19 protein-coding genes are annotated in these 22,889 nt (G+C 41.4%); 3 read left to right on the top strand and 16 right to left on the bottom strand.

Annotation, left to right across the window (positions count from 1 at the left end; translation table 11 throughout):
- From AB1A03_RS03685 to AB1A03_RS03660, 6 genes are all read right to left on the bottom strand, one after another.
- Entirely contained in the window at positions 1-1,038 is a 1,038-nt protein-coding gene (locus AB1A03_RS03685) for a TDP-N-acetylfucosamine:lipid II N-acetylfucosaminyltransferase family protein (RefSeq protein WP_354623221.1), read from the bottom strand.
- Positions 1,031-2,164, bottom strand: a complete 1,134-nt coding sequence (rffA, locus tag AB1A03_RS03680) for a dTDP-4-amino-4,6-dideoxygalactose transaminase (RefSeq protein ID WP_354623220.1) — start codon at positions 2,162-2,164, stop codon at positions 1,031-1,033. Before rffA ends, AB1A03_RS03685 begins: the two co-directional genes overlap by 8 nt.
- Complete coding sequence (locus tag AB1A03_RS03675; RefSeq protein ID WP_354623219.1) at positions 2,151-2,711, bottom strand: acyltransferase; 561 nt, start codon at positions 2,709-2,711, stop codon at positions 2,151-2,153. The genes rffA and AB1A03_RS03675 overlap by 14 nt, the downstream gene beginning before the upstream one ends.
- A gap of 9 nt (positions 2,712-2,720) precedes the next feature.
- Complete coding sequence (gene rfbA / locus AB1A03_RS03670; RefSeq protein ID WP_354623218.1) at positions 2,721-3,581, bottom strand: glucose-1-phosphate thymidylyltransferase RfbA; 861 nt, start codon at positions 3,579-3,581, stop codon at positions 2,721-2,723.
- Positions 3,581-4,663, bottom strand: a complete 1,083-nt coding sequence (rfbB, locus tag AB1A03_RS03665; protein ID WP_354623217.1) for a dTDP-glucose 4,6-dehydratase — start codon at positions 4,661-4,663, stop codon at positions 3,581-3,583. The genes rfbA and rfbB overlap by 1 nt, the downstream gene beginning before the upstream one ends.
- Before the next feature lie 1,089 nt (positions 4,664-5,752).
- Positions 5,753-7,153 carry an MBL fold metallo-hydrolase RNA specificity domain-containing protein gene (locus AB1A03_RS03660; protein ID WP_354623216.1) on the bottom strand — a complete coding sequence of 467 codons (1,401 nt, stop codon included), beginning with the start codon at positions 7,151-7,153 and terminating at the stop codon, positions 5,753-5,755.
- A gap of 455 nt (positions 7,154-7,608) precedes the next feature.
- On the opposite strand from AB1A03_RS03660, the gene AB1A03_RS03655 reads away from it, so the two are divergent.
- Positions 7,609-8,133, top strand: a complete 525-nt coding sequence (locus AB1A03_RS03655; RefSeq protein WP_354623215.1) for a transposase — start codon at positions 7,609-7,611, stop codon at positions 8,131-8,133.
- A gap of 548 nt (positions 8,134-8,681) precedes the next feature.
- Here the strand turns inward: AB1A03_RS03655 and AB1A03_RS03650 are convergent.
- From AB1A03_RS03650 to AB1A03_RS03605, 10 genes are all read right to left on the bottom strand, one after another.
- Positions 8,682-8,963, bottom strand: coding sequence for a GNVR domain-containing protein (locus AB1A03_RS03650; protein ID WP_354623214.1), 282 nt, complete (start codon positions 8,961-8,963; stop codon positions 8,682-8,684).
- Positions 8,953-9,654: a Wzz/FepE/Etk N-terminal domain-containing protein gene (locus tag AB1A03_RS03645; protein WP_354623213.1), complete on the bottom strand. Its 702-nt coding sequence runs from the start codon at positions 9,652-9,654 to the stop codon at positions 8,953-8,955. The genes AB1A03_RS03650 and AB1A03_RS03645 overlap by 11 nt, the downstream gene beginning before the upstream one ends.
- Before the next feature lie 77 nt (positions 9,655-9,731).
- Complete coding sequence (locus AB1A03_RS03640) at positions 9,732-10,784, bottom strand: SLBB domain-containing protein (RefSeq protein ID WP_354623212.1); 1,053 nt, start codon at positions 10,782-10,784, stop codon at positions 9,732-9,734.
- Positions 10,781-12,385, bottom strand: a complete 1,605-nt coding sequence (locus AB1A03_RS03635) for an SLBB domain-containing protein (RefSeq protein ID WP_354623211.1) — start codon at positions 12,383-12,385, stop codon at positions 10,781-10,783. Before AB1A03_RS03635 ends, AB1A03_RS03640 begins: the two co-directional genes overlap by 4 nt.
- 765 nt (positions 12,386-13,150) lie before the next feature.
- Positions 13,151-14,104: a DHHA1 domain-containing protein gene (locus AB1A03_RS03630; protein WP_354623210.1), complete on the bottom strand. Its 954-nt coding sequence runs from the start codon at positions 14,102-14,104 to the stop codon at positions 13,151-13,153.
- On the bottom strand, positions 14,104-14,742 hold the full coding sequence (cysC, locus tag AB1A03_RS03625; RefSeq protein ID WP_354623209.1) for an adenylyl-sulfate kinase: 639 nt from the start codon (positions 14,740-14,742) through the stop codon (positions 14,104-14,106). Before cysC ends, AB1A03_RS03630 begins: the two co-directional genes overlap by 1 nt.
- A gap of 9 nt (positions 14,743-14,751) precedes the next feature.
- Positions 14,752-16,479, bottom strand: coding sequence for an SLC13 family permease (locus tag AB1A03_RS03620; RefSeq protein WP_354623208.1), 1,728 nt, complete (start codon positions 16,477-16,479; stop codon positions 14,752-14,754).
- 67 nt (positions 16,480-16,546) lie between these two features.
- The gene (gene cysN, locus AB1A03_RS03615) at positions 16,547-17,956 is read right to left on the bottom strand and encodes a sulfate adenylyltransferase subunit CysN (protein WP_354623207.1); all 1,410 of its coding nucleotides are present in this window, start codon (positions 17,954-17,956) and stop codon (positions 16,547-16,549) included.
- A 97-nt stretch (positions 17,957-18,053) separates the two neighbouring features.
- Positions 18,054-18,962, bottom strand: coding sequence for a sulfate adenylyltransferase subunit CysD (gene cysD, locus AB1A03_RS03610; protein WP_354623206.1), 909 nt, complete (start codon positions 18,960-18,962; stop codon positions 18,054-18,056).
- Between the two features lie 347 nt (positions 18,963-19,309).
- Complete coding sequence (locus tag AB1A03_RS03605; RefSeq protein WP_354623205.1) at positions 19,310-20,017, bottom strand: SDR family oxidoreductase; 708 nt, start codon at positions 20,015-20,017, stop codon at positions 19,310-19,312.
- A gap of 137 nt (positions 20,018-20,154) precedes the next feature.
- Between AB1A03_RS03605 and AB1A03_RS03600 the strand changes: the two genes are divergently transcribed.
- Both AB1A03_RS03600 and AB1A03_RS03595 read left to right on the top strand, forming a co-directional pair.
- A complete protein-coding gene (locus AB1A03_RS03600; RefSeq protein WP_354623204.1) occupies positions 20,155-21,177 on the top strand; it encodes an amino acid ABC transporter substrate-binding protein in 1,023 nt (340 codons plus the stop codon).
- A gap of 158 nt (positions 21,178-21,335) precedes the next feature.
- On the top strand, positions 21,336-22,871 hold the full coding sequence (locus tag AB1A03_RS03595) for a sensor histidine kinase (RefSeq protein ID WP_354623203.1): 1,536 nt from the start codon (positions 21,336-21,338) through the stop codon (positions 22,869-22,871).
- Positions 22,872-22,889: the final 18 nt, after the last annotated feature.

Here is a 22,889-nt window from a genome sequence, read left to right as displayed (position 1 = left end):
CTAGTTATCGCCAAATATTCTATTAAGCTGCATTACACAGTTACTTTCATTAAAATATGCAGACACAATCTCTGAGTTGCGAATACCTTCTTCTCTCGAGATTGAATCTAAGGATAATGAAGCAATATCCTTGTATACAAGCCCTTTAGAGGTCAAGAAGTTCGAATGCGATAAACCGCTTTTAAGAACGACTGTTTTACCCATTCCAAGTAGCGTAATGATATTCCCCATTGCTTGCTGACGGTCATGACAAAAAACAGCAAAATCAATTGATGCTAGTAAAGAGGAATATTCTTCCAGAGTCATAAAATCACTAATAATCCTAACCCTGTCACCAAACATTTCTGACGCTTTTTGTGCTACAATAACCGCATTTTTTTTACAACCATAGGAAAGTGGTATCGTTAGTTCCATTATTCCATCGTCAATCGACTTTAGTTTTTCTAATGCTTCCAAATGGTTATTTTGGGGATCCGCTGAGTTTCCTAAAAGGACTTGATTTATGTTACTTTCATTTACGGCTTTATCCACGAAGCCATAGCGAAAAAAATTGCTCGGATACACAATGCATTCTTCAAACTTAGCTTTTGAGCTATATTGCGACACTGCGTATGCATAATCACCATTTACATAGGTAATCATTGAGTTTAGGTTAGGAACGATTATCTTTTTGAGTGCAGAAGACAGCTTGTCTCGAAAGGTATATCTACCCGTCCATACGTATAAGTCTCCACCCCAAACAATCCACTTTGACTTTCGGATCAGCCACGGCATAAACACCAAAGTAAACATAACTTTAACATCAAACAGTCCATGAATAATGATTATGTCAGCTCTATTCATAGACCTAACCATCGTATAAAACTTCGACAATGAAAAACCACTATAAAATGGCGATGTTACATTCTCAGCATCTCCTGAGTATTCCTCATTGGAATAAACAAAAAACTCGTGAGCACAACATAAACGACTGTTTATCAATTCAATAAAGGCTGGCATAAACTTATTTACCGGACACAGGTGAACAACTTTATTCACAATCACCCCCTATACCAAGAATAACATCACAAATATAGTCAACCTGCTCCAAACTAAGAGAATAGAACAAAGGCAATCGGACTAGGCAATCAGTATACCTATCTGATTGTGGCAACTTTGGCCCATTATACTTGGCTCGATAGTACTCACTTTTATGAAGTGACAAATAATGAAACACAGCCAAAACCCCCTTTTCCTTCAAGCACTTAAGCAACTCGCATCGACACTCTGGCATCTTTGCAACTAAGAAAAACATATGTGCATTATTGCTCTGCTCTGATGCGAAACTTGCTAATGTAAAGTTTTTCAATCTGCCGTTAAGGTTATTATAATAACGCTCCCATACAGCGACTCTCTTTGATTGAATCTCTTCCAGGCTCTCTAACTGCCCCCATAAAAACGCAGCATTTAGCTCAGAAGGTAGGAACGAGGAACCTTTATCTACCCAACCGTACTTATTTATCTCACCACGAAAGAATGATGCGCGGTTCGTGCCCTTTTCACGAATTATTTCAGCCCGTTGAATATAGCGTTCATTATTGACAAATAATACCCCCCCCTCCCCACAACCTATATTTTTAGTTTCATGAAAAGAAAATGTACCAAAATCACCAATTGTACCAAGTTGGCGGCCCTTATAGGTAGCCTCTATCGCTTGCGCTGCATCCTCGACGACTGAAATACCATGCCGTTGTGCTAGATCCATGATCGCATCCATATCACAGGCCATACCCGCATAATGAACAACAACAATCGCTTTAGTTTTCGGAGAAATTAAACGCTCAATTTCACTCACAGAAATATTAGGAGATGTTTCTTCACTATCTGCAAACATGATATTTGCACCACGAAGAACAAACGCATTAACTGTAGAAACAAAAGTGTAGGATGGAGCAATTACCTCATCCCCCTCTTCAATATCGAGCAAGATTGCAGCCATTTCTAGCGCATCAGTGCACGATGTCGTTAACAATGCTTTCTTTACACCATATCTTTTCTCAAAAAATTCTTGACACCGCTTAGTGAAGGGCCCGTCTCCACATAGTTTCTTACTATTTAACGCTTCAGAAATGTATCCAAGTTCTCTACCTAAAACTGCAGGTTCACTAAACTTAACAGTTTTCATTTAGGTACCCCTCTTCCAATTTCAGTAAATCGTTTGAACGTTCTTTAATCCTTTTAGCTGGTATGCCGAAATAAATCCCCCAGCTTTTCGTTGGCTTTGTAACCATACTCATTGCTCCAACGGAACACCCCTCTGCTAAATTAGCCCCCGGCAGGATTATACTTTGAGCTCCAACAATTACGTGCCGCCCAATGGTCACTGACTTATATGTTTCACTTTTGTACTTATCAGGGACTGTTGGATTTGTAAGCGTTTTTCCGGAGTAGTCGTCACTTTGAGAAAAAACATGACAACCGTATGCTAGCCCACTAAAATCGTCAAACTTAACACCAGGAGCCCCACCTGCAATATTACAATATGCCGCTATATGAACGTTTCTACCAATAGTAACATTTCCAGAAATAAGACAAAAATCATCAATCCTAGAATTAGCACCAATGGATATCATTTCAGTATTATACAAAGATGCTTTATCACTAATCTTGACATTTCCCCCTAAACTTTTGAAGTTCAACGCCGCCAATTCTTGTTCTGTCAAAAATGCCATACATAAATCCTATTTAATTGTTAGCAGGTACTGCCCATAACTGTTTTTACTCATTAAAGCGGCACATTCTTGAAGATGAATTTTGTCTATCCAACCTTGCGAAAAGGCTATTTCTTCTAGACAAGCTATTTTAAATCCTTGTCGCTTTTCTAGCGTCTCAACAAACGTTGCCGCCTCTAGTAAGCTATCGTGAGTTCCAGTATCAAGCCACGCAAACCCCCGCCCCAATAGCTCTACATTTAGATTACCTGCCTTCAAATACATTTCGTTGATTGCGGTAATCTCTAATTCTCCTCTTTCGGAAGGCTCGACACATTTAGCATACTTAACAACATGGTTATCATAGAAGTAAAGGCCGGTTACCGCAAAATCAGACTTGGGCTGTTGTGGCTTTTCTTCTATTGATATAGCACGGCTATTACTATCAAATTCAACGACACCAAAACGCTCCGGATCTTTAACCTTGTAACCAAATACTGTCGCACCTGATTCATTACTTGCGGCTTTCACCAGTTTAGGTGAGAACGCATGTCCCCAGAATATATTATCACCCAACACTAAACATACTGACTCATTGCCAATAAACTCTTCACCAATTAAGAATGCCTGAGCTAATCCTTCTGGCTTTGGTTGCATAGCGTATTCTAAGGAAATCCCAAACTGGCTGCCATCACCTAACAGACGCTTAAAGCTATCCAAATCTTCCGGTGTAGTAATGATAAGAATATCTCTTATCCCAGCCAACATCAAAACCGACAGCGGATAATAAATCATTGGTTTGTCGTAGACTGGCAGCAGTTGCTTAGAAACCCCCATCGTTATGGGATATAGACGCGAGCCAGAGCCTCCAGCCAGTACAATGCCTTTCATTAACTTAGATCTCCAGTAAAAACACCTAAACGCTCACGCCGATAACTACCGTCCTGAACGTTATTACACCATTCTAAATTATCTAAATACCACAGGACTGTTTTGCGAAGTCCCGTTTCAAAGGTTTCTTCTGGTTGCCAGTCTAATTCAGAACTCATTTTAGTTGCATCAATAGCATAACGGCGGTCATGTCCTGGTCTATCCGTTACATACGTTATTTGCTCAACATACTTAGTTTTTTTCGGCACTAAGTCGTCTAAAATAGCGCATATAGTCTGCACGACTTCTAGGTTCTGCTTTTCATTATGACCGCCAATATTATAAGTCTCTCCGACTTTACCAGCAGTGACAACTGTATACAATGCGCGAGCGTGATCTTCAACATATAGCCAATCACGAATTTGATCTCCCTTGCCATAAATAGGCAAATCTTTACCTTCCAACGCATTAAGGATAACTAATGGAATCAATTTTTCAGGGAAATGATATGGACCATAATTATTTGAACAGTTGGTTACTATTGTCGGTAAACCATAGGTGCGTAACCATGCACGTACTAAGTGGTCACTTGATGCTTTAGATGCTGAATAAGGGCTACTTGGCGCATAAGGCGTTGTTTCAGTAAATAATGGTAATTCACCTTCTTGTTCATCAGGATGGGGTAAGTCGCCATACACTTCGTCCGTTGAAATATGATGAAAACGAAATGCTTTCTTTGCTTCATCGGTCAACTGATTCCAATACGCACGAGTCGCTTCAAGCACTGTATAAGTACCAACTATGTTAGTTTGAATAAAGTCTGATGGCCCAGTAATTGAACGATCAACGTGAGATTCAGCAGCTAAGTGCATCACTGCATCTGGTTGGTATGTTTTGAAAACACGATCTAATTCAGTGCGGTCACAGACATCAACTTTCTCAAATGAATAGCGCTTATTAGACTCAACACTGATTAAGGACTCAAGATTTCCAGCATAAGTGAGTTTATCTACATTAATAACGCTATCTTGAGTATTATTAATGATATAACGAACAACAGCAGAGCCGATAAATCCAGCGCCACCAGTAACAAGAATTTTCATTTTTATGCTTTCCATCTATCTTCATTGTCCAAATAAGTATTCTACTGGACTTAAGTGAATTGATTTTTTACAACTTTCAACCTCAGCCTTTCAAACCACACTGAGACGCTTTTTATTCATTTTGAGACGGTCCATTTCTTACCATCCCTTATAAACCCTAGCTTTTACTACTTTTATCAAAACAGCCCCAATAGGCCGCGAAAATCATTGAAATAATGTCCCAGTTTCAGAGGCTAACTTAATATTTGTCGCTAAAAACATAATGATTTTACACATTGACCTATTTTTAACTTTGGACGTAGTCAGTTAAAAATAGGTACACTACCGCCCTTAGGTTCATCGCTCCTAAAGGCAAGTATTTAAGATAAGCACTATAAAAGTACTATGTTTAAAAATGTTGAAATTTTCCCACCATCAGCACACATTAATGCACAATAAGTATTGATTTTTAAATTCGCATGCTTTTGGGGTCGCAGTATTCTAGTTGAATACCTGTAAAAAGCAAATATTTCACAAAAAAGGAACTGAACTTAATATCAAAACAAGCTCTAGCACCCTGCTTTCAGGCCACAAGGGGCATGGGCTTGAGCCCACCAAAAAAAACATCAACACAAGCAGGCTAAAGCCTGCGCCCAGGTGATTGCAAGACTCTAGCTGAAGCCTGCATCCCAAGATCAACATAAGCTCTCGCATCCTGTTTTCTGGCCACAAGGGGCGTGGGCTTGAGCCCACCAAAAAAACACCAACACAAGCAGGCTAAAGCCTGCGCACCAGGTGATTGCAATACTCTAGCTGAAGCCTACGCCCTAAAATCAACATAAACTCTCGCATCCTGTTTTTAGCCTACAAGGGGCGTGGGCTTTAGCCCACCAAAAAAAACACCAACACAAGCAGGCTAAAGCCTGCGCACCAGGTGATTGCAATACTCTAGCTGAAGCCTACGCCCTAAAATCAACATAAACTCTCACATCCTGTTTTCAGGCCACAAGGGGCGTGGGCTTGAGCCCACCAAAAAAACACCAACGCAAGCAGGCTAAAGCCTGCGCCCCAGGTGATTGCAATACTCTAGCTGAAGCCTACGCCCTAAAATCAACATAAACTCTCACATCCTGTTTTCAGGCCACCAAAAACAACGCTAATTCCCTGTTGTTGCAATTGTTTAGCTAATATTTGCTTAGCCTCTGCGTCACCATGCACTAGGATCACTTTTTCTGGCTTATGTCGCATTCGTTTTACAAAGTTAACTAAGTTGCTTTGGTCTGCATGGGCAGAGTACCCTGATAGGGTATGTATGCCCGCATTAATCGTTATTTTCTGGCCATCAATAAACACATAACCGCCACGCGGACCGTAATGCTGAATATCGCGCCCTAATGTTCCTTCGGCTTGATAACCAACAAATAGCACGTCGGTACTTTTTTCTGCTAAAAATCGACGTAAATAATTAACGACTCGCCCACCACTACACATGCCACTAGCAGCAATAACAATGACGGGTTTATCGCGCTTCGCTAAATAGTCGATAACTTGTAAATGTTGTTGATGGGTATCAATGGTGTAGAGTGAATCAAAGTTGAGTGGTTGCCGCCCTTGCGTAATACGTCGCCTCGCTTCGGCGTCCCACAGTGATTGGAATTGTTGATAGTATTTAGTGAACTTAGCTGCCATTGGAGAATCCACTATGATCTCAATTTCTGCTAGTTTTTTATTTTTAGCGGATGAAATAAGCGCTTCAAGTTCATACAATAGCTCTTGGGTGCGGCCAATACTAAATGCGGGGATGATCACTACGCCATTATCTGCCACCGCTTTTTCTAGCACCTTACGCAAGGCTTCACTACGCTGTTTGCGCCCAACATGATTTTTATCGCCATAGGTACTTTCCAATACCAATATATCCGCTTTATAGGGGCTTTTGGGTGATGCCAACAAGGGCGAATAGGTAGCGCCTAAATCTCCAGAAAAGACGACTCGTTGTGTCTGACTATTATACACTTTCACATCAACTTCAATGTAAGCCGAACCAAGAATATGCCCTGCAGGTTGGAACTTAATTTTAGTTTTACTATTGCCAGTGAGCGCCACATTGAACCATTGCTTATAGGGCACCGAAACTAACTGCTTTTTTAACCGTTTTAAACAAGCATCAATAATCGATTTATTACGCGTCACGCCAACTTTTAACGCATCTTCTAGCACCATGGGCAACAAGGAAGCAGTGGCTTCTGTTGCGAGAATCGCCCCGGTAAAACCTGCGGCGAGTAGGTAGGGAATGCGACCAACATGGTCGATATGGCAATGTGTAACTAATAACGCTTGCACGGTGCTAATATCAAACTCAATGGTTAAGTGTTGTTCATTTTTGTGATTGGCAATTTCAGCCCCCTGAAACAAGCCACAATCGATGAGTAGACTGTTTTGCGAATCAATCATCAGTTGATGGCAAGAGCCAGTTACGCCACAAGTCGCACCGTGATGGAGTATCTGCATACGCTTGATTTCCCTATCTAATTTTCAAATTAATAGGAATAATATTAGGTAAATATTGATTTTTTGCCACCGTAGCGTTACGAATGAGGGGCAGTGAAGGGGCGTGGGCTTGAGCCCACCAAAAAAACAGGTAGTCTAAATAATGCTGACCTACGCTTTTATGGTGCTTATGAATATGAATAATGACAGCGCTAAATATGTAGGCTAAAGCCTACGCCCCATAACCAACATAAACTCTACGCAGCCTGTTTTTAGCTCACAAGGGGCGTGGGCTTTAGCCCACCAAAAATAAGCAGGCTAAAGCCTGCGCCCCTGGTGATTGCAATACTCTGACTGAAGTCTGAGTCTAGTGAGCAATATAAACTGCGGGGAACCGTTAATTGTCGATGTTGCTTTGCTGTTCTAGACTTAGCTGTTTAAACCAATAATGAATCCATTTTTAATGGCACTATATTATGCTTCATAAAACTCTTTTTCATATCGATCAAATTAATGCAATTCAGTTCGTGACATTTAGAACACAGGAGAGTGTTCGCTACTATCTTCACAAAAACAGGCCGGATATAAGCCAAAGTGTTTCAGAGCAACAATTTAAACAAGACCAATTTTTAGATATTTGTAATGCAGGGGCAATATTAAATGATGAAATCATTGGCAAACTTATCGCTTTTTTTAAAGCAAAAAATACCAGTTGTTATGAACTTATTGCAGTCTCGATTATGCCCAATCATATCCACCTGCTTTTTCAGCAAATATTGCCACTTGTTAATATTATGCAAAAAATAAAGGGTGGTAGTGCTTTTTTGATAAACCAACACTATCAAAGAAGAGGGATTGTCTGGGATCGGAGTTATTTTGATAAGGTCGTCAGAACGGAAAAGCAATTTGTAATGACTTATCAATATATTAAAAACAATGCGGTAAAAGCAGGGCTAAAAGATGCTAACCAACGCTTTTATGGTGTTTATGAAGATGAATAATTACAGTGCTAAATATGTAGGCTAAAGCCTACGCCCCATAACCAACATAAGCTCTACGCAGCCTGTTTTTAGCTCACAAGGGGCGTGGGCTTTAGCCCACCAAATACAACAAGCAGGCTAAATGATGCTGACCTACGCTTTTATGGTGCTTATGAATATGAATAATGACAGCGCTAAATATGTAGGCTAAAGCCTACGCCCCATAACAACATAAGCTCTGCGTATCCTGTTTTTAGCTCACAAGGGGCGTGGGCTTTAGCCCACCCAAAAAACAGGTGGTCTAAATAATGCTGAACTACGCTTTTATGGTGCTTATGAATATGAATAATGACAGTGCTAAATATGCAGGCTAAAGCCTGCGCCTCATAACAACATAAGCTCTGCGCAGCCTGTTTTTAGCCTACCAAAATCAAGCAGGCTAAAGCCTGCGCCCCATAACCAACATAAGCTCTACGCAGCCTGTTTTTAGGCCACCAAAAACAAGCAGGCTAAAGCCTGCGCCCCTAATTATTACAATACTCTGGCAGGCTAATTTGAGCTTTGCTTGACTATACGGTTGTAGTGAGCTCTGTTGGCTCTTTTTTATTAAAGGCGAACCGCACGAGTACGATGGCGACACCTAACATACCACCTAACAGGGTTGCTAATACACAAATTAAGGCGCGTTTAGGTCCAGCTTTTTCCTCTGCAACCACGGCAGGGTCAATGGTTTTAAAAACGTATTCATCCTGTACTTCGGCAATCATTCTTTTTTTAATCTGCTCTTCTACCATTTGATAAAATACCGTACGCAATTCAGCAATAGATGTTTCGTCTATTTTAGACTGCAAATAGCCAAGATTTTTGCTGGATATTGTCTAATTCGTTCTGTTTCATCCACTCATTAAGCTCAGAAACCAATAATGTCGCCCACTGCTGTGCAACAAAAGGAGAAAAGTGCGTAACGCTGATAGTCACCATACCACTTTCTTTGTCTTCCGATACTGCAAGTAATTCCTTAAATGCTTTATTAGCATCCCAGAGGGTCGGTTTTAACGTTTCATTTTCTTCTGGGTCAAATAACCACTCCTTAGTGGCGGCATCATATAGCTCTTCATCTAAAATCAGGGTGTTACTATCCTCTATCCATTTTGTACTGGCCATCAGGGGCACTAACAGGTCATGTTTAACAATGAAAGCGTCGATAAATTTACGCGATTGTAAAACGGCTAATGCCTCAACCTTAGGATCATCCGCTTGTGCACCACCGATATTAACTCCTGCTAATGCAGCTAAGCCACCAAGTTGTCCTGACAAACCTCCGCCAGAACTGCCCTGCGTGGGAGCGAGTAACACATCAGATTTATAGGTATTGGGTTGCGATAAAGCAAAAAAAACACCGCCAACGGCAAGCACAGCGGTACAGAGTATGATGATCCATTTGCCTTTCCATAGTGCATGAAACAATTCACGCAGGTCGATTTCATCATCAGCTTGTGCAGCCATAAAAGGTTGCATATTTTCAGGGTAGTTATGATTCATTGATTAGCCTATGACAGGCATCACTTAGTTAAGCAATGCCTGTATCTTTATAAACAAAATTATTTGCGTGATTGCGATTAATTATTAATTGCGCTCCAAGCAACACCCAATTGATAAACAATTTGTGTTGCCGTTGCAACTGCGCTTAAGCCATCCATGTAATCAACATCGATCGGAACGACGATAGTATCACCGGGCTTTAATGGCTGATTTTGATTGTTAAACCAGTAAGAGCTTTTTGGCACCATCACAGAGCCATTGGCGCGAATTACATAAATTCGGTCATTATCGGCTTGTTTTTTCATGCCCCCTGCTAAATCAATGTAATCATCAAGAGTTAAATTTTCATCGAAGGTATGCGTTGACTTAAACTGTACTTCACCAATAATTGAAACAGCTTTGACTAACTCAGGGATATAAATTTTATCCTCATTCGCTAGCTGTACATCCAATTTTTCATTGTTATTGAGTATTTCAGGTAGATTAATCACCATACGCCCGAGTGCTGGCAATGTTTCTAATTCATTAACCACATTAAGCGCATCCTGAGGAGATGATGCATAACTCCCCGTGACACTATTTTTACGTAGAGTCATGGCTGAAATTTGCTGTTGCATCTGCGCCTTTAGGTATTTCATCTCCCTTGCTTCGCGAATTTTTAACTGTTCACGGGCAAAAACAGCCCCTTCCGCATTTGCAAAACGAGTCAAACCACCCGCTCGTAGCACTATATCCTTAATCGTTTCTCCACGTTTGAAGGAGTACTCCCCAGGGAAACGAACCTCTCCTTGCAGGGTCACGACTAATTCATCATTCCAGCCCGGTTTGGTGAGTATGTTAAGGCGATCTTTTGATCTTAATTGGTAATTAGACTTGCTATTTGCGGCATCTAATTGATGCAAATCAAGACGATATTGCTTGATTTTCAAATCATCTTCAACATAACTGGTACGCGTTAATTCAGCTTCATTTAAGTAGGCAGACTCTAATAACCCCCCCGCGGCTTTAATCGCATCTTTAACATGCCCATTTTTAACTAAGGGGTAAGTGCCAGGGTATTTTACATCCCCACCAATTTCGATAACTTGTATAGGATTAATCAATGATGCCTGAGAACGTAAACGGGTCAAAATAGGTTCAAGTTGCGATTCGCGAAGGTTTTCTGAACCGATTGGCTTGCTAACTCGCTGCCAACCATCGCCTTGCTATCTTGATTAGAAGAAACTTCAACTTCGGCACCAGTGACATCATCAATCATTTTCTCAGGCATGCCATCTTGTTGAATTTTTTCTTTAGCCGCTTGAGACAGTTGCTCTTTATTTCTTTCTTGTTCTAATAATAATGCCGATTTTTCGGTTTCACCGCGCCAAAATTGACTATTAACACTATTACTAAAGACAAAAATCTGATCGAGTTTCTGCAGGGTTAAGTTTTCACGAGAGTGTGGCGTTTTAATCGCTTCACCTAAATCAAATTGCAGCACTTCAATATCATGTTGTGCGTTAATTTCTCGCACGACTAATGCATAGTTAAGGTCCGTGGTTAATTTTAAATCCGATGCAATAGAGGTAATGACATCATTCACCTTCATACCAGGAACGAACTGATAAACACCTTGGCGAATAACTTCGCCTCTCACTGCTATTGCGTTTGTCAGCGTTTTATTTACTTGGCTTACTTGCACTACATCGCCATTTTTTATACTAAATTTAGTGCTTTGTTTATTGCTAAGGTCAACGGATTTAACCTCAACACCCTCAGTGGTTAGACGGCGTACGGTAACATTTTGCAAAAAGGCATCCATTTGCGTGCCACCTGCAAGCTCAATCAACTCATTTAACGAGGTATTATTTTTTAACTCGTAAATTGCAGGACGCATCACTGCACCGTCAACAACAACGGTGTTCTCTCGCGGGGGTATAAATAAAGTATCTCCACCCTGCAAGCGCACATCATTAGCTGTATTACCTTTTAAAATAAGGTCGTACATATCTAACGTGGTCACAATTTGACCTTTTCGTTTTAGTTGGATATTACGCAAACTGCCCGTCACTTTTACGCCACCAGAGGCAACAAGCGCCTGCGTCACCGTAGTTATAGGGTTAACGTTGTAGGCGCCCGGTTGAGCACTCTCGCCAACAATATAGACTTGCATTAAACGCAAACTGCCCATGGTGATACTGCTATCAACACCGATAATTTTATTATTAATGCTATTAGTTAGCTCTTCACGAGCTTCTTGAAAGGTTAAGCCTGATAAATTAATAGGACCTAATTCGGGTAAATGGACTTTACCTTCACGCGTTACTTTAAGATTAAAGGTATTATTCACCTTACCGTAGAGTTCTATTTTAATTTCATCGCCAGGCCCCATAATGTAATCATTAGGAATGGGAATATCATCAATCGGTGAATTAGTTGCCTGCCCTGCTAACACATCATAACCAAAAGGTTTTAATTGCTTGCCACTTTGGTAGTCAACTTTTATATCAACATTTTCTATATTTCTTTCTGCCACTGTTTTAGTTGGAGGGATATACGGCTTTTTTTCAGCCACCTCGCTACTTCCGCTCGCGCTTAAATCAACACCATACTGCTTTGCAAGTTGTTCTTGCTGCGCTCTTGGCAACTGTTTAAATTGTGCCATTTGTGCTGCAGTCGGGGTTTGAGCAAAAAGGGTTGTCGTAAAAAACAGCATCGACAAGCCTATCTTTCGCATTATATTTTTCATTATCATATCTTTTAGTCTTAGTGAGCGGTGAACTGATAAGGGGTTGTTTTTATTGCGAACAGAGAGTGTAGTTAGTCCAACTTGCGGCTTCGTCATGTATATTCCGTTATAAATGTTGGTTGATGCTCTGTTTGCAAAAAAATTTATTTAGATAAATTAAGTGCGGATATTAGCAGATTTTTTTAGTTTTTTTCTACATTAATTACACAAAATCAGCCTTACACATATTGTTTTTAGTTATACAAAGGAGCCTGGGGCGAATTAAACGACAGTTTAGTATCATGAGCGGATAAGCTCTGCGTATCCTGTTTTCAGCCCACAAGGGGCGTGGGCTTTAGCCCACCAAATACAACAAGCAGGCTAAAGCCTGCGCCCCAAGTGCAATTCCCTGTATGTGAATTAAACAGCAGTTTAGTGCCATGAGCGGATAAGCTCTGCGCATCCTGTTTTTAGCCCACAAGGGGCGTGGGGCGAATTAAACGGCAGTTTAGTATCATGAGCGGATAAGCTCTGCGTATCCTGTTTTCAGCCCACAAGGGGCGTGGGCTTTAGCCCACCAAATACAACAAGCAGGCTAAAGCCTGCGCCCCAAGTGCAATTCCCTGTATGTGAATTAAACAGCAGTTTAGTGCCATGAGCGGATAAGCTCTGCGTATCCTGTTTTTAGCCCACCAAAACAACAAGCAGGCTAAAGCCTGCGCCCCAGGTGATTGCAACACTCTGGCTGAAGCCTGCGCCACAAAGCGAAACTTGCGATTCTGAAGGTCAGTAGGTGTTTTCGACTACATCGATAAAGCGTTGTAGCTCTTTTTTATCTAAGGCGTTAATACCAGCTGCGGCGGCTCGTCCACCACCCGTGGCGAATTGGCTACATATTTCACCTGCACCTTGCTTTTTACTTAACGGCGCACGCAACGAAAGTAAGTAACTCCCATCACTGTTTTCAGTTAGTACGGCATGTGCTCTGTCAGGGTCGTTATTCGCCAATAAATTACCGTAAACTCCACTAATACGTCGCGCCCAAGCCTTAACGGGCAATTCAACAATAGCAAGTTTCTCACTTTGATAACTATTCGTAATGGCCAACGCTTTTGCCATATCTGCGTTATATCCTTTTTGTAAAACATAAAAAGGCGATTCGCTATCTGCTAGTAAATCAAAGGGAGAAGGATAATTGCGTAACATTTTAAATAATTGCGCGGGATGATAATGCAGGTCGTCAACACTTGCTCCATAACCATTGTAATTGATTAATGTCCCTAGCTCCTTTAACTGTTCAGCCTGTTCACGCGATAGCCCCGCCAATTCTGCGAGCTGGTCGGCTTTAACAATTAAATTATCACCGTAGGCAGCGGCAATCGCCCAATCGTGAAACTGCCCATCAAGAAGCTTATCAATAATTAATGAAGTACAGGTATTGGCGTCAAGGTCGATATGCGCCTGTAATTTTGGGTGCTCTGGGATGTCACCCGCACGGTGATGGTCGGCATAAAAAACAGCAGCACCAACCGCTAATGCGTCTTTTATCGCGGTGCTATTTTTTTCCATGGAGATATCTAACACCGTTAGTGAATCACCCTTCGCTGGTGTGATTTTTTCAACTAGCTGAATATCACGTTTCACCCCAGTAATTAACTGGCTCTGTAGCGGGAAAGCGAGCCGCCATTGTAAAAGCGCAATAATGCCGTCGGCATCACCATTAAAAATATCGTAATTCATTAGCGGCCTAAATAACCCTGTTTTTGTAAATAATCGATAACCTGTTGAGCACAGGCTTGAATTGATTTATCTGCGGTTTGCACATGCACTTCGGCATTAACCGGTGCTTGATAGGCGGAATCAATACCTGTGAAATTTTTAATCTCCCCCGCGCGCGCTTTTTTATACAACCCCTTAGGGTCGCGTGATTCACAAACGGCCAGTGGTGTATCAATAAACACCTCGATAAATTGCCCCTCTGGCAATTGCTTGCGCACCATTTCACGGTCGGCAATGAAGGGCGAGATAAATGCCGTTGACACGATCAAACCAGCATCCACAAACAGTTTAGCGACCTCCCCGATACGGCGAATATTTTCCACACGGTCAACATCAGAAAAACCTAAATCACCATTAAGCCCATGGCGCACATTATCACCATCTAAAACATAGGTGCTTGCGTTAAGATTATAAAGCATTAAGTCAACCGCATTGGCGACGGTCGATTTACCCGATCCGCTCAACCCAGTAAACCAAAGCACCGCTGGTTTATGCCCATTTAATTGAATACGATCTTGATGGGAAACCGCGGCTTGATGCCAAACAACATCCGATGATTTATCGCCAAGCACTTCTTTTTCTATATACGGAGTATTCATATGTTTCCTTTACAGTCCAAAAACGAACGTAATCGCAGTAATTGCCACCACCCCATAGACAAGGCTAATGGGTAAACCAATTTTAACAAAGTCGAGCAGTTTATATTGCCCTGCATTAAACACCATTAAGTTGGTTTGATAGCCATAGGGGCTAACAAAACTGGCACTTGCCGCAAAGGCAACCGCCATAATAAACGCCATTGGATTAGCATCCAAACTGTTCGCCAAACCGTAGGCAATCGGAAAGATAAGCGCCGCTGCTGCATTATTAGTCACCAACTCAGTTAATGTCCAAGTGAGAATATAAACAACAATTAATGCTAGCAAAGGAGAAAAACCCATTGCATTGCCATTCACAAACTCATTTAAAATAGCTAATAAACCGCTGTTATTCAATGCATTAGACAACAACAATGCGGATGAGATAATGAGCCAAATATCAATGGGTAAACGGCGTAATAATTCCCCAGAGGTTAAACAGCGGCTCATCAGCAATACGCCCAACAGCAACAACATGCCTTTAAACAGAGTAATTAATCCCAATGCGGCACAGGCAATCGCGATAAAGAAGCCAACGATAGCCAATAGTTCCTTCGCACCACTGAGCATGGAATCTAATTCCACATCACTCACTAGAATAAAATTCTTACTGATATTACGGCGCGATTTAAAGTCTTCACCAGCGGCTAACACCAAGTAATCGCCCGCCCTTAAAACGACATCGCCCAATTTTCCAGAAACTTTCTCACCATCGCGTTTGATGGCAACAACGGCGGCATCAAAGAGCGCCCTAAAGCCCACTTTTTTTAAGGTTTTTCCAAGCAAGACACTTTCGGGACGGATCACCACCTCCGTTAAATCATCCACCAACAACCCCTGATGGTCAGCAAAAATGGATAAACCATCAAACTGATTGAGCTGCTTGACCTTAGAAACATCTCCACTGAACACTAATCTATCATTACCTTGGATTATCTCTGAAGGTGCAACGGGGCTTAACAGATGCCCATTGCGCACCACTTCGACAAGAAACAGTGATTCTAAATGACGCAACCCATTTTCATCAATAGAACGCCCAATCAGTGCCGATGTTTGCGTCACTTCCGCATCAATAAAGTAGGATTTTTGCACGTCCGCGGAGACTTTATTCTCGGGTAGAAAACGGCACAATCCCCAGAGCAGCAAACCACATGAGACAACCAAGCATCCCCCCACCAGCGTAAAATCAAAAAAAGCAAGTGAGGGCAATCCAGCCTCTAACACCAAACTATTCACAATTAAATTGGTAGAGGTACCAACCAAGGTTAATGTTCCCCCCAAAATAGCAGCAAACGAGAGCGGTAACAGTAATTTACTTGCCGCATGATAGGGGTTATTACGAATCGGCGCTAACATGGTGGCAACGACCGCGGTATTATTTAAAATAGCAGATGAAAATACCGTTAAGGCAAATAGGCGAAGCCATGTTGACGCATAATTTTTTTGGATAACACGCGCAGCAATAATGCGCAACAAACGCGTTTTTTCAAGCGCTAGCGAACAAAGCAACAGTAAAACTAAGGTCGCTAAACCTTGATTAGAGATACTTTTTAATACCTGCTCAGTGGTCACCGTATCGGAAATAAATAACAGCAACAATGTCACGCCAAGCACTAGACTGGGACGCTGCTGAAATTTAATCAGGCCAACGATCGTGCCTATAAAAACCGCTAAAACAAAATACGCTTGAATCGTCATATAAATCAGCCATTAGCTAGGGCTATCCACTGTTAGCCTAACGCGGCCAGTGGATAGCATTTAGCAATTATCCTTTAAGAAGGTCTTTCGCATTCCAGTGCGGGAAGTGCTTACGTACTAAGGCATTAAACTCAAGTTCGAAGGCACTATAGGCTGGTTTGTTGTTCAGTTGAGACTCAATTGAACCGGTTATCATACCAGCACCTACGGTTGAATTACTGAGGCGGTCAATGATAATAAAAGCCCCCGTATTGCGATTCTCTGCATAGGCATCAAACTGTAGAGCCTCTGCCACTTCAAAATGGCAGTTACCAATTTCATTCAAGGCTAACTGAGTCGTCTCCCCTTTTTCCATGCTATTGACATCAACTTTATAGTTGATAGCAACCGCTGAACCATAGGTCGAATGAGGGCCCGCTTTTATAATATATTCACGGTCAACATGAAGATTTTCCTCTGACATCCACACCACATCAGCAACAAAACTTTTTGTCGATTCAGGCTTTTCATGGGGACGAACAATCATATCTCCACGGCTAATATCAATTTCATCTTCAAGCGTTAAGGTAATCGCCATCCCCGCAAAAGCGCTATCAAGGTTGCCATCGAAAGTAACAATCGATTTAACTTTACTTTGCTTACCCGATGGCAGTGCTTCTATCGTATCGCCTACGCGAATTTCACCCGATGCAACCGTGCCACAAAAGCCACGAAAATCTAAGTTTGGTCGATTAACATACTGCACTGGCAGACGGAATTTCTCATTCGTATCGGTTTTAATTTGAATCGAATTTAATAAACGTAATAAAGGCGAACCGGGATACCAAGGCATGTTTTCGCTTTCGTTAACAACGTTATCCCCCTTCAATGCCGAAATCGGCACAAAACGGATATCAGCAATATTTAACTGCTCTGCAAACGCACGATAATCAGCTTTAATTTTCTTATACACATCTTGGCTGTATTCCACGGCATCCATTTTATTAACCGCAACCACAACATGCTTAATACCTAATAAAGAACAGATATAAGAATGACGACGTGTTTGTACCTGCACACCATGACGCGCATCAATCAAAATAATGGCTAAATCACAGGTCGAAGCCCCCGTTGCCATGTTCCGTGTGTACTGTTCATGCCCCGGAGTGTCAGCAATGATAAATTTGCGTTGCTCCGTGGAAAAATAACGATAAGCGACATCAATCGTGATGCCTTGCTCACGCTCTGACTGCAAACCGTCAACCAACAAGGCCAAATCGAACTCTTCATTGGTGGTATTGAATTTTTTCGAATCTTTTTCAATGGCAGCCATTTGATCTTCAAAAATCATCTTGCTGTCATAGAGCAAACGACCAATCAGTGTTGATTTACCATCATCCACGCTACCACAGGTGATAAAGCGCATCAGATCTTTGTTTTCATGTACGCGTAGATATTCTTCGATATCTGTCGCAATTAAATTTGTATCATTCGACATTTTAAATCCTTGAAAAATATAATTTTCAGTTATTAAATCTGCTCAATAGCTCGTGAGAGCCGAAAGCTGAAGGCACTATTTCCATTAGCATTGCTAATTAGAAATACCCTTCCATCTTTTTCTTCTCCATTGACCCAGCTGAATCGTTATCGATAACTCGGCCTTGGCGTTCCGATGTTGTGGTTAGCAACATCTCTTGAATAATTTCCGGTAATGTTGTCGCTTGCGATTCAACGGCACCCGTTAATGGATAACAGCCTAGTGTACGGAAACGCACCATTTTCATTTCAGGCACTTCCCCTTCGTTAAGCGGCATACGCTCATCATCAACCATAATAAGCGCGCCATCACGCTTCACAACGGGACGTTTCGCAGCAAAATAGAGTGGCACCATATCGATACCTTCTTGATAGATATATTGCCAAATATCGAGTTCCGTCCAATTAGATAGCGGAAACACACGGATACTTTCGCCCTTATCCACCTTAGAGTTGTAAATATTCCATAACTCAGGGCGTTGATTTTTAGGATCCCAGCGATGCTTTTTATCACGGAAAGAATAGACTCGCTCTTTGGCTCTCGATTTTTCTTCATCTCGTCGTGCACCACCAAAAGCGGCATCAAAGCCATATTTATCGAGTGCTTGCTTCAACCCTTCTGTTTTCATGATATCAGTGTGTTTAGCACTACCATGTTCAAAGGGGTTAATGTTCATCGCTAAACCACGTGGGTTTTTATGAACGATTAAATCGAAATCATACTTTTCAGCTAACTTGTTCCGAAACTCAATCATCTCTTTGAATTTCCAGTTAGTATCGACATGCATTAATGGGAAAGGGATTTTACCCGGATAAAATGCTTTACGAGCCAGATGTAATAACACTGATGAGTCTTTACCAATCGAATAAAGCATGACTGGGTTATCAAACTCAGCTGCCACTTCACGCATAATTTGAATTGATTCTGCCTCAAGCGCCTTGAGGTGAGTGAGTTTATTTTTGTCCATGATATTCCTTCAACTGCACATGATTTAACTGGAATTTATTATGCATGAAATATAAGCGGATAGATTAGAGTGATATGTTATATGATATAAGCAATGTGTTATGAAGATGCGTGGAGCGAATTAAACGACAGTTTAGTATCATGAGCGGATAAGCTCTGCGCATCCTGTTTTCAGCCCACCAAAACAATTAGCAGGCTAAAGCCTGCGCCCCAGCGGCAAACAATTCCACAAGGGGCGTGGGCTTCAGCCCACAAACAACTAGCAGGCTAAAGCCTGCGCCCCGGTAATTGCAACACTATGACTAAAGCTTTCGCCCTAGATGAATGCAAAATTCTGGCAACAGAATGTTAATAATTTCGCTCTACATGCGGGCGCAGTAATAACTCATGAACTGCGGCTTCAGCGGGTAGTTCAAGCATCGATATAATAGCTTGTGCTACGGTGTCAGAGCTTAAATAGTCAGGGCGGTCCATTGCTCGAAAATCAGTATCGACACCACCAGGGTATACCGCAGTGACCACCACGTTATCTTCGGCAGCTTCCTTGCGAAAGACCTTTGTCATCCCCTCAAAACCATCCTTAGATCCCGTATAAGCACCCATACTTGGATTGGAAAACTTACAAACCGAGGATAGAATGTTAACAATATGGCCAGCTTGACGCTGTTGCATATCCTTAAACACTTCGCGCATCACCACAAAGGGAGCGACTTGGTTGAGTTTGATCATATATTCGTAATCGGAAGTTTTAATATCCACAACACTATTTTTTGCGGTATTAGCACCGGCATTGTTTATCAATATATCAATTTTCCCAAAGTGGTTAATCACATCGCCAATAAATGCCATCGTCAATGACTCATTGGTAATATCAAAGAAGGAACTATAAACATGTTGATACTTACTCAAGTCGGCACGCAATTTTTGCATTTTAACATCGCTTCGGCCACACAATGCTAAACGCGCCCCCTTAGCAATCGCTTGCAGGGCGATAGCTCGCCCTATTCCCGATGTCGCGCCTGTAATTAAAATAACTTTACCCTGTAAATGACTCATGCTATACCTCTTATAAAATGCGCTGGCGATAATGGTCTCAATGATTAATACTAGCATACAATGCCTCGCCAACTTATCAGTATAAAAATCAGCTAATTAGACAATATAATTGAAACATTAATAATGGATGATTCCTGGTGCTAAAAAAATATATTCGCTTGTTGCTCTCTTTTATACTCATTTTTTCGGTTGCTCCGCTATGCCAAGCATTAGATAAAAAACCGATTACATTTGCATTGTCATTAAGCCTAACGGGCGAAAATAGCAGAATAGGCTCATCAATAAAAAATGGTCTTCTACTATGGCAAAAACAAGTTAATAGCGGCCAAGGGATTTTAGGCCACCCCGTTAAACTGATCTTTACAGATGATCAAGGTGACCCTAAGCGCGCCATGACAATCTATCAAGATTATGTTCGCAACAAAAATATAAATTTTCTTTTCAGCCCCTACAACAGCAAATTAACAGGGGCCATCATGCCCATCGTTGAACAAGCTAAAATCCCACTAATCGCGATGATAGCCAATAGCAGTGAATTATGGAGTAAGGGTTATAAAAATATCTTTGGACTTTTACAAGTATCCACCAATATTACCAATGATTTTATTGAAATACTTGCCCTTGATGGCGATCACAAGCTAGCCATACTCGGTATTGATGATGCCTTCGGCCGTTCGGTTGCTGATGGTGCTCAAGAATGGGCCGATAGCATTGGCGTAGATATTGTGCTCAATCATATATTCAATAAAAATGAGTTCTCTTTCAATAAATTAGCGAAACGAGTTATCCAAACCAATGCGACCGATCTCATTTTTACTGGTTCATTAGAGGAAACTATCGCCATGCGTCGGGCATTAGCGAATAACCCGTCTAGGCCTATGACCTTTTTTAGTGCTGCGTCGGGCGCTGCTGATGCATACTACCAAGCAGAGCTAGGGCCATTAGCTGAACATACCGTCACCTCCATTTGGTGGGTGACAAATGTACAATATGATGACGCGAATGTTACCTCCTTTAAAAATGCCTATCACACTCAGTTTAAGCAGCCTCCTTCCTATATTTCTGCATTAAGTTATGCCGCCGGTGAAATTTTTCAAGAAGCAATAGAGAGAGCGGGTAGCATTAATGCACAGCAGGTTCAGAGACTATTCTTAGCCTGAATACGGTGACCGTCATTGGACGATTTGCCGTTGACAAAACGGGGAAACAAATCAAACAGCGCCAATTTTTAAGTCAATGGCAAAATGGGGTACTGCAAACCGTCTGGCCAAAATCTCTTTCATCAACCACTATTGTGCTTGAAAAATAGGCGGTGGCAATGACCTTCAAACTAAATAAAAGATACCTCGGCAACGGCCTAGTCAGCCGGCTCTTTTTGCAGATACTGATACTCTTAATTATCAGCGCTATATTCATATTTAATAACGCCGAAGATGCCTATACTAAATTTACCCTCGCACAGGTGCAGCAGGAATATACCTTATTGGCAGACCACGTTTCTCTTATCAACGACCACGCTCTAAACGAAATGCTTAACAATAATCAGGTCATAACCCCGGTGGTATCGCGTATTGCCCATACAAAGGCCATACGTCGCTTAGATACCTTTTTTAAACGCTACGACTTAAAAGCGGGGATCCTTAAAGAGGGGCAATTTATCTACACCAATTTTAAAGAAAAAAATGTTACCACTGTTTATAATGGAGAGCAGTTAACGGACTTACAAAGTTTCATTAATAAAGAGCTAAAATACGAAAAATTACAGGTCGTGAATATTCAAGAAACCCCTTATTTTATCTATAAACGTTCCTTTAAACCTTGGCAATGGGATATTCTATTTGTTAAAAGTAGTGAAAGTTATACGAACAATACTACCCTTACAAAAAAAATATCTAATACTCTAATTTTACTTGCCCTCTTTATATTCAGTCTTGCTGCTATCAGCTATTTCTCTATTTTTAAACCCATTTTACAAATAACCAAGGCGATAACCGAGTTACAGCCCCCCTCTTATAAAGGGATCAGTGAGTTTCAGTTTTTATCTGACCACATCAATCGCACCATGACAAAATTATTCGATTCGATAAAAAAGGCCAATAAAGCAGAGCAAGCTCAAGCTAACTTTTTAGCCAATATGAGCCATGAAATTCGTACACCAATAAACGCTATTATTGGCTTAAATCACCTCGCGTTGCAGGGTAAAGTAGACACCGAGACTCACAATTACCTGAGTAAAGTTAATAACGCTTCTCAAACATTGTTACATATTGTTAACGATATTCTTGAATATTCAAAAATAGAGGCGCAGCAGCTGATCATTGATAAACAAATTTTCAGCCTCGATACGCTTCTTAACAATTTAATCAACCTCGTTATTGTCAATGCCAATGAAAAAAATATTGAAATTATCATTGTTGGGCAACATGATGTTCCCGACCAACTCTACGGTGATAGATTTCGTATCCACCAAGCGTTATTAAATTTACTGAATAATGCCATAAAATTTACCAATTCGGGCCATGTTATTCTTTCCCTTAAACAGCTAAAGAGAAAAGAGCAACCGCTGCGTATTCAGTTTTCCGTACAGGATACCGGTATTGGAATAACCGATGAGCAACTTAAACGGCTCTTTCGCCCTTTTGCGCAGGCCGACTCATCGACAACCAGACGTTTTGGTGGAACAGGATTGGGGCTCACTATTAGCCAGAACCTGATCACCTTAATGGGGGAAATTTACGGGTTGATAGTGAATTTAATACAGGTAGCACCTTCTCTTTTGACCTGCCGCTCGCCTTGCCTACTGATTCTCTATCATCGGCGCCACTTACAGGTTCCCTGTATGACGGGGCAATAAAAAATTGCCACTTACTCA

This window comes from Psychromonas sp. MME2 (genome assembly GCF_040566515.1).
Classification (GTDB): Bacteria; Pseudomonadota; Gammaproteobacteria; order Enterobacterales; family Psychromonadaceae; genus Psychromonas.
The sequence above is the reverse complement of the archived record's forward strand: the minus strand, read 5'-3'. Positions and strand labels throughout refer to the sequence as shown.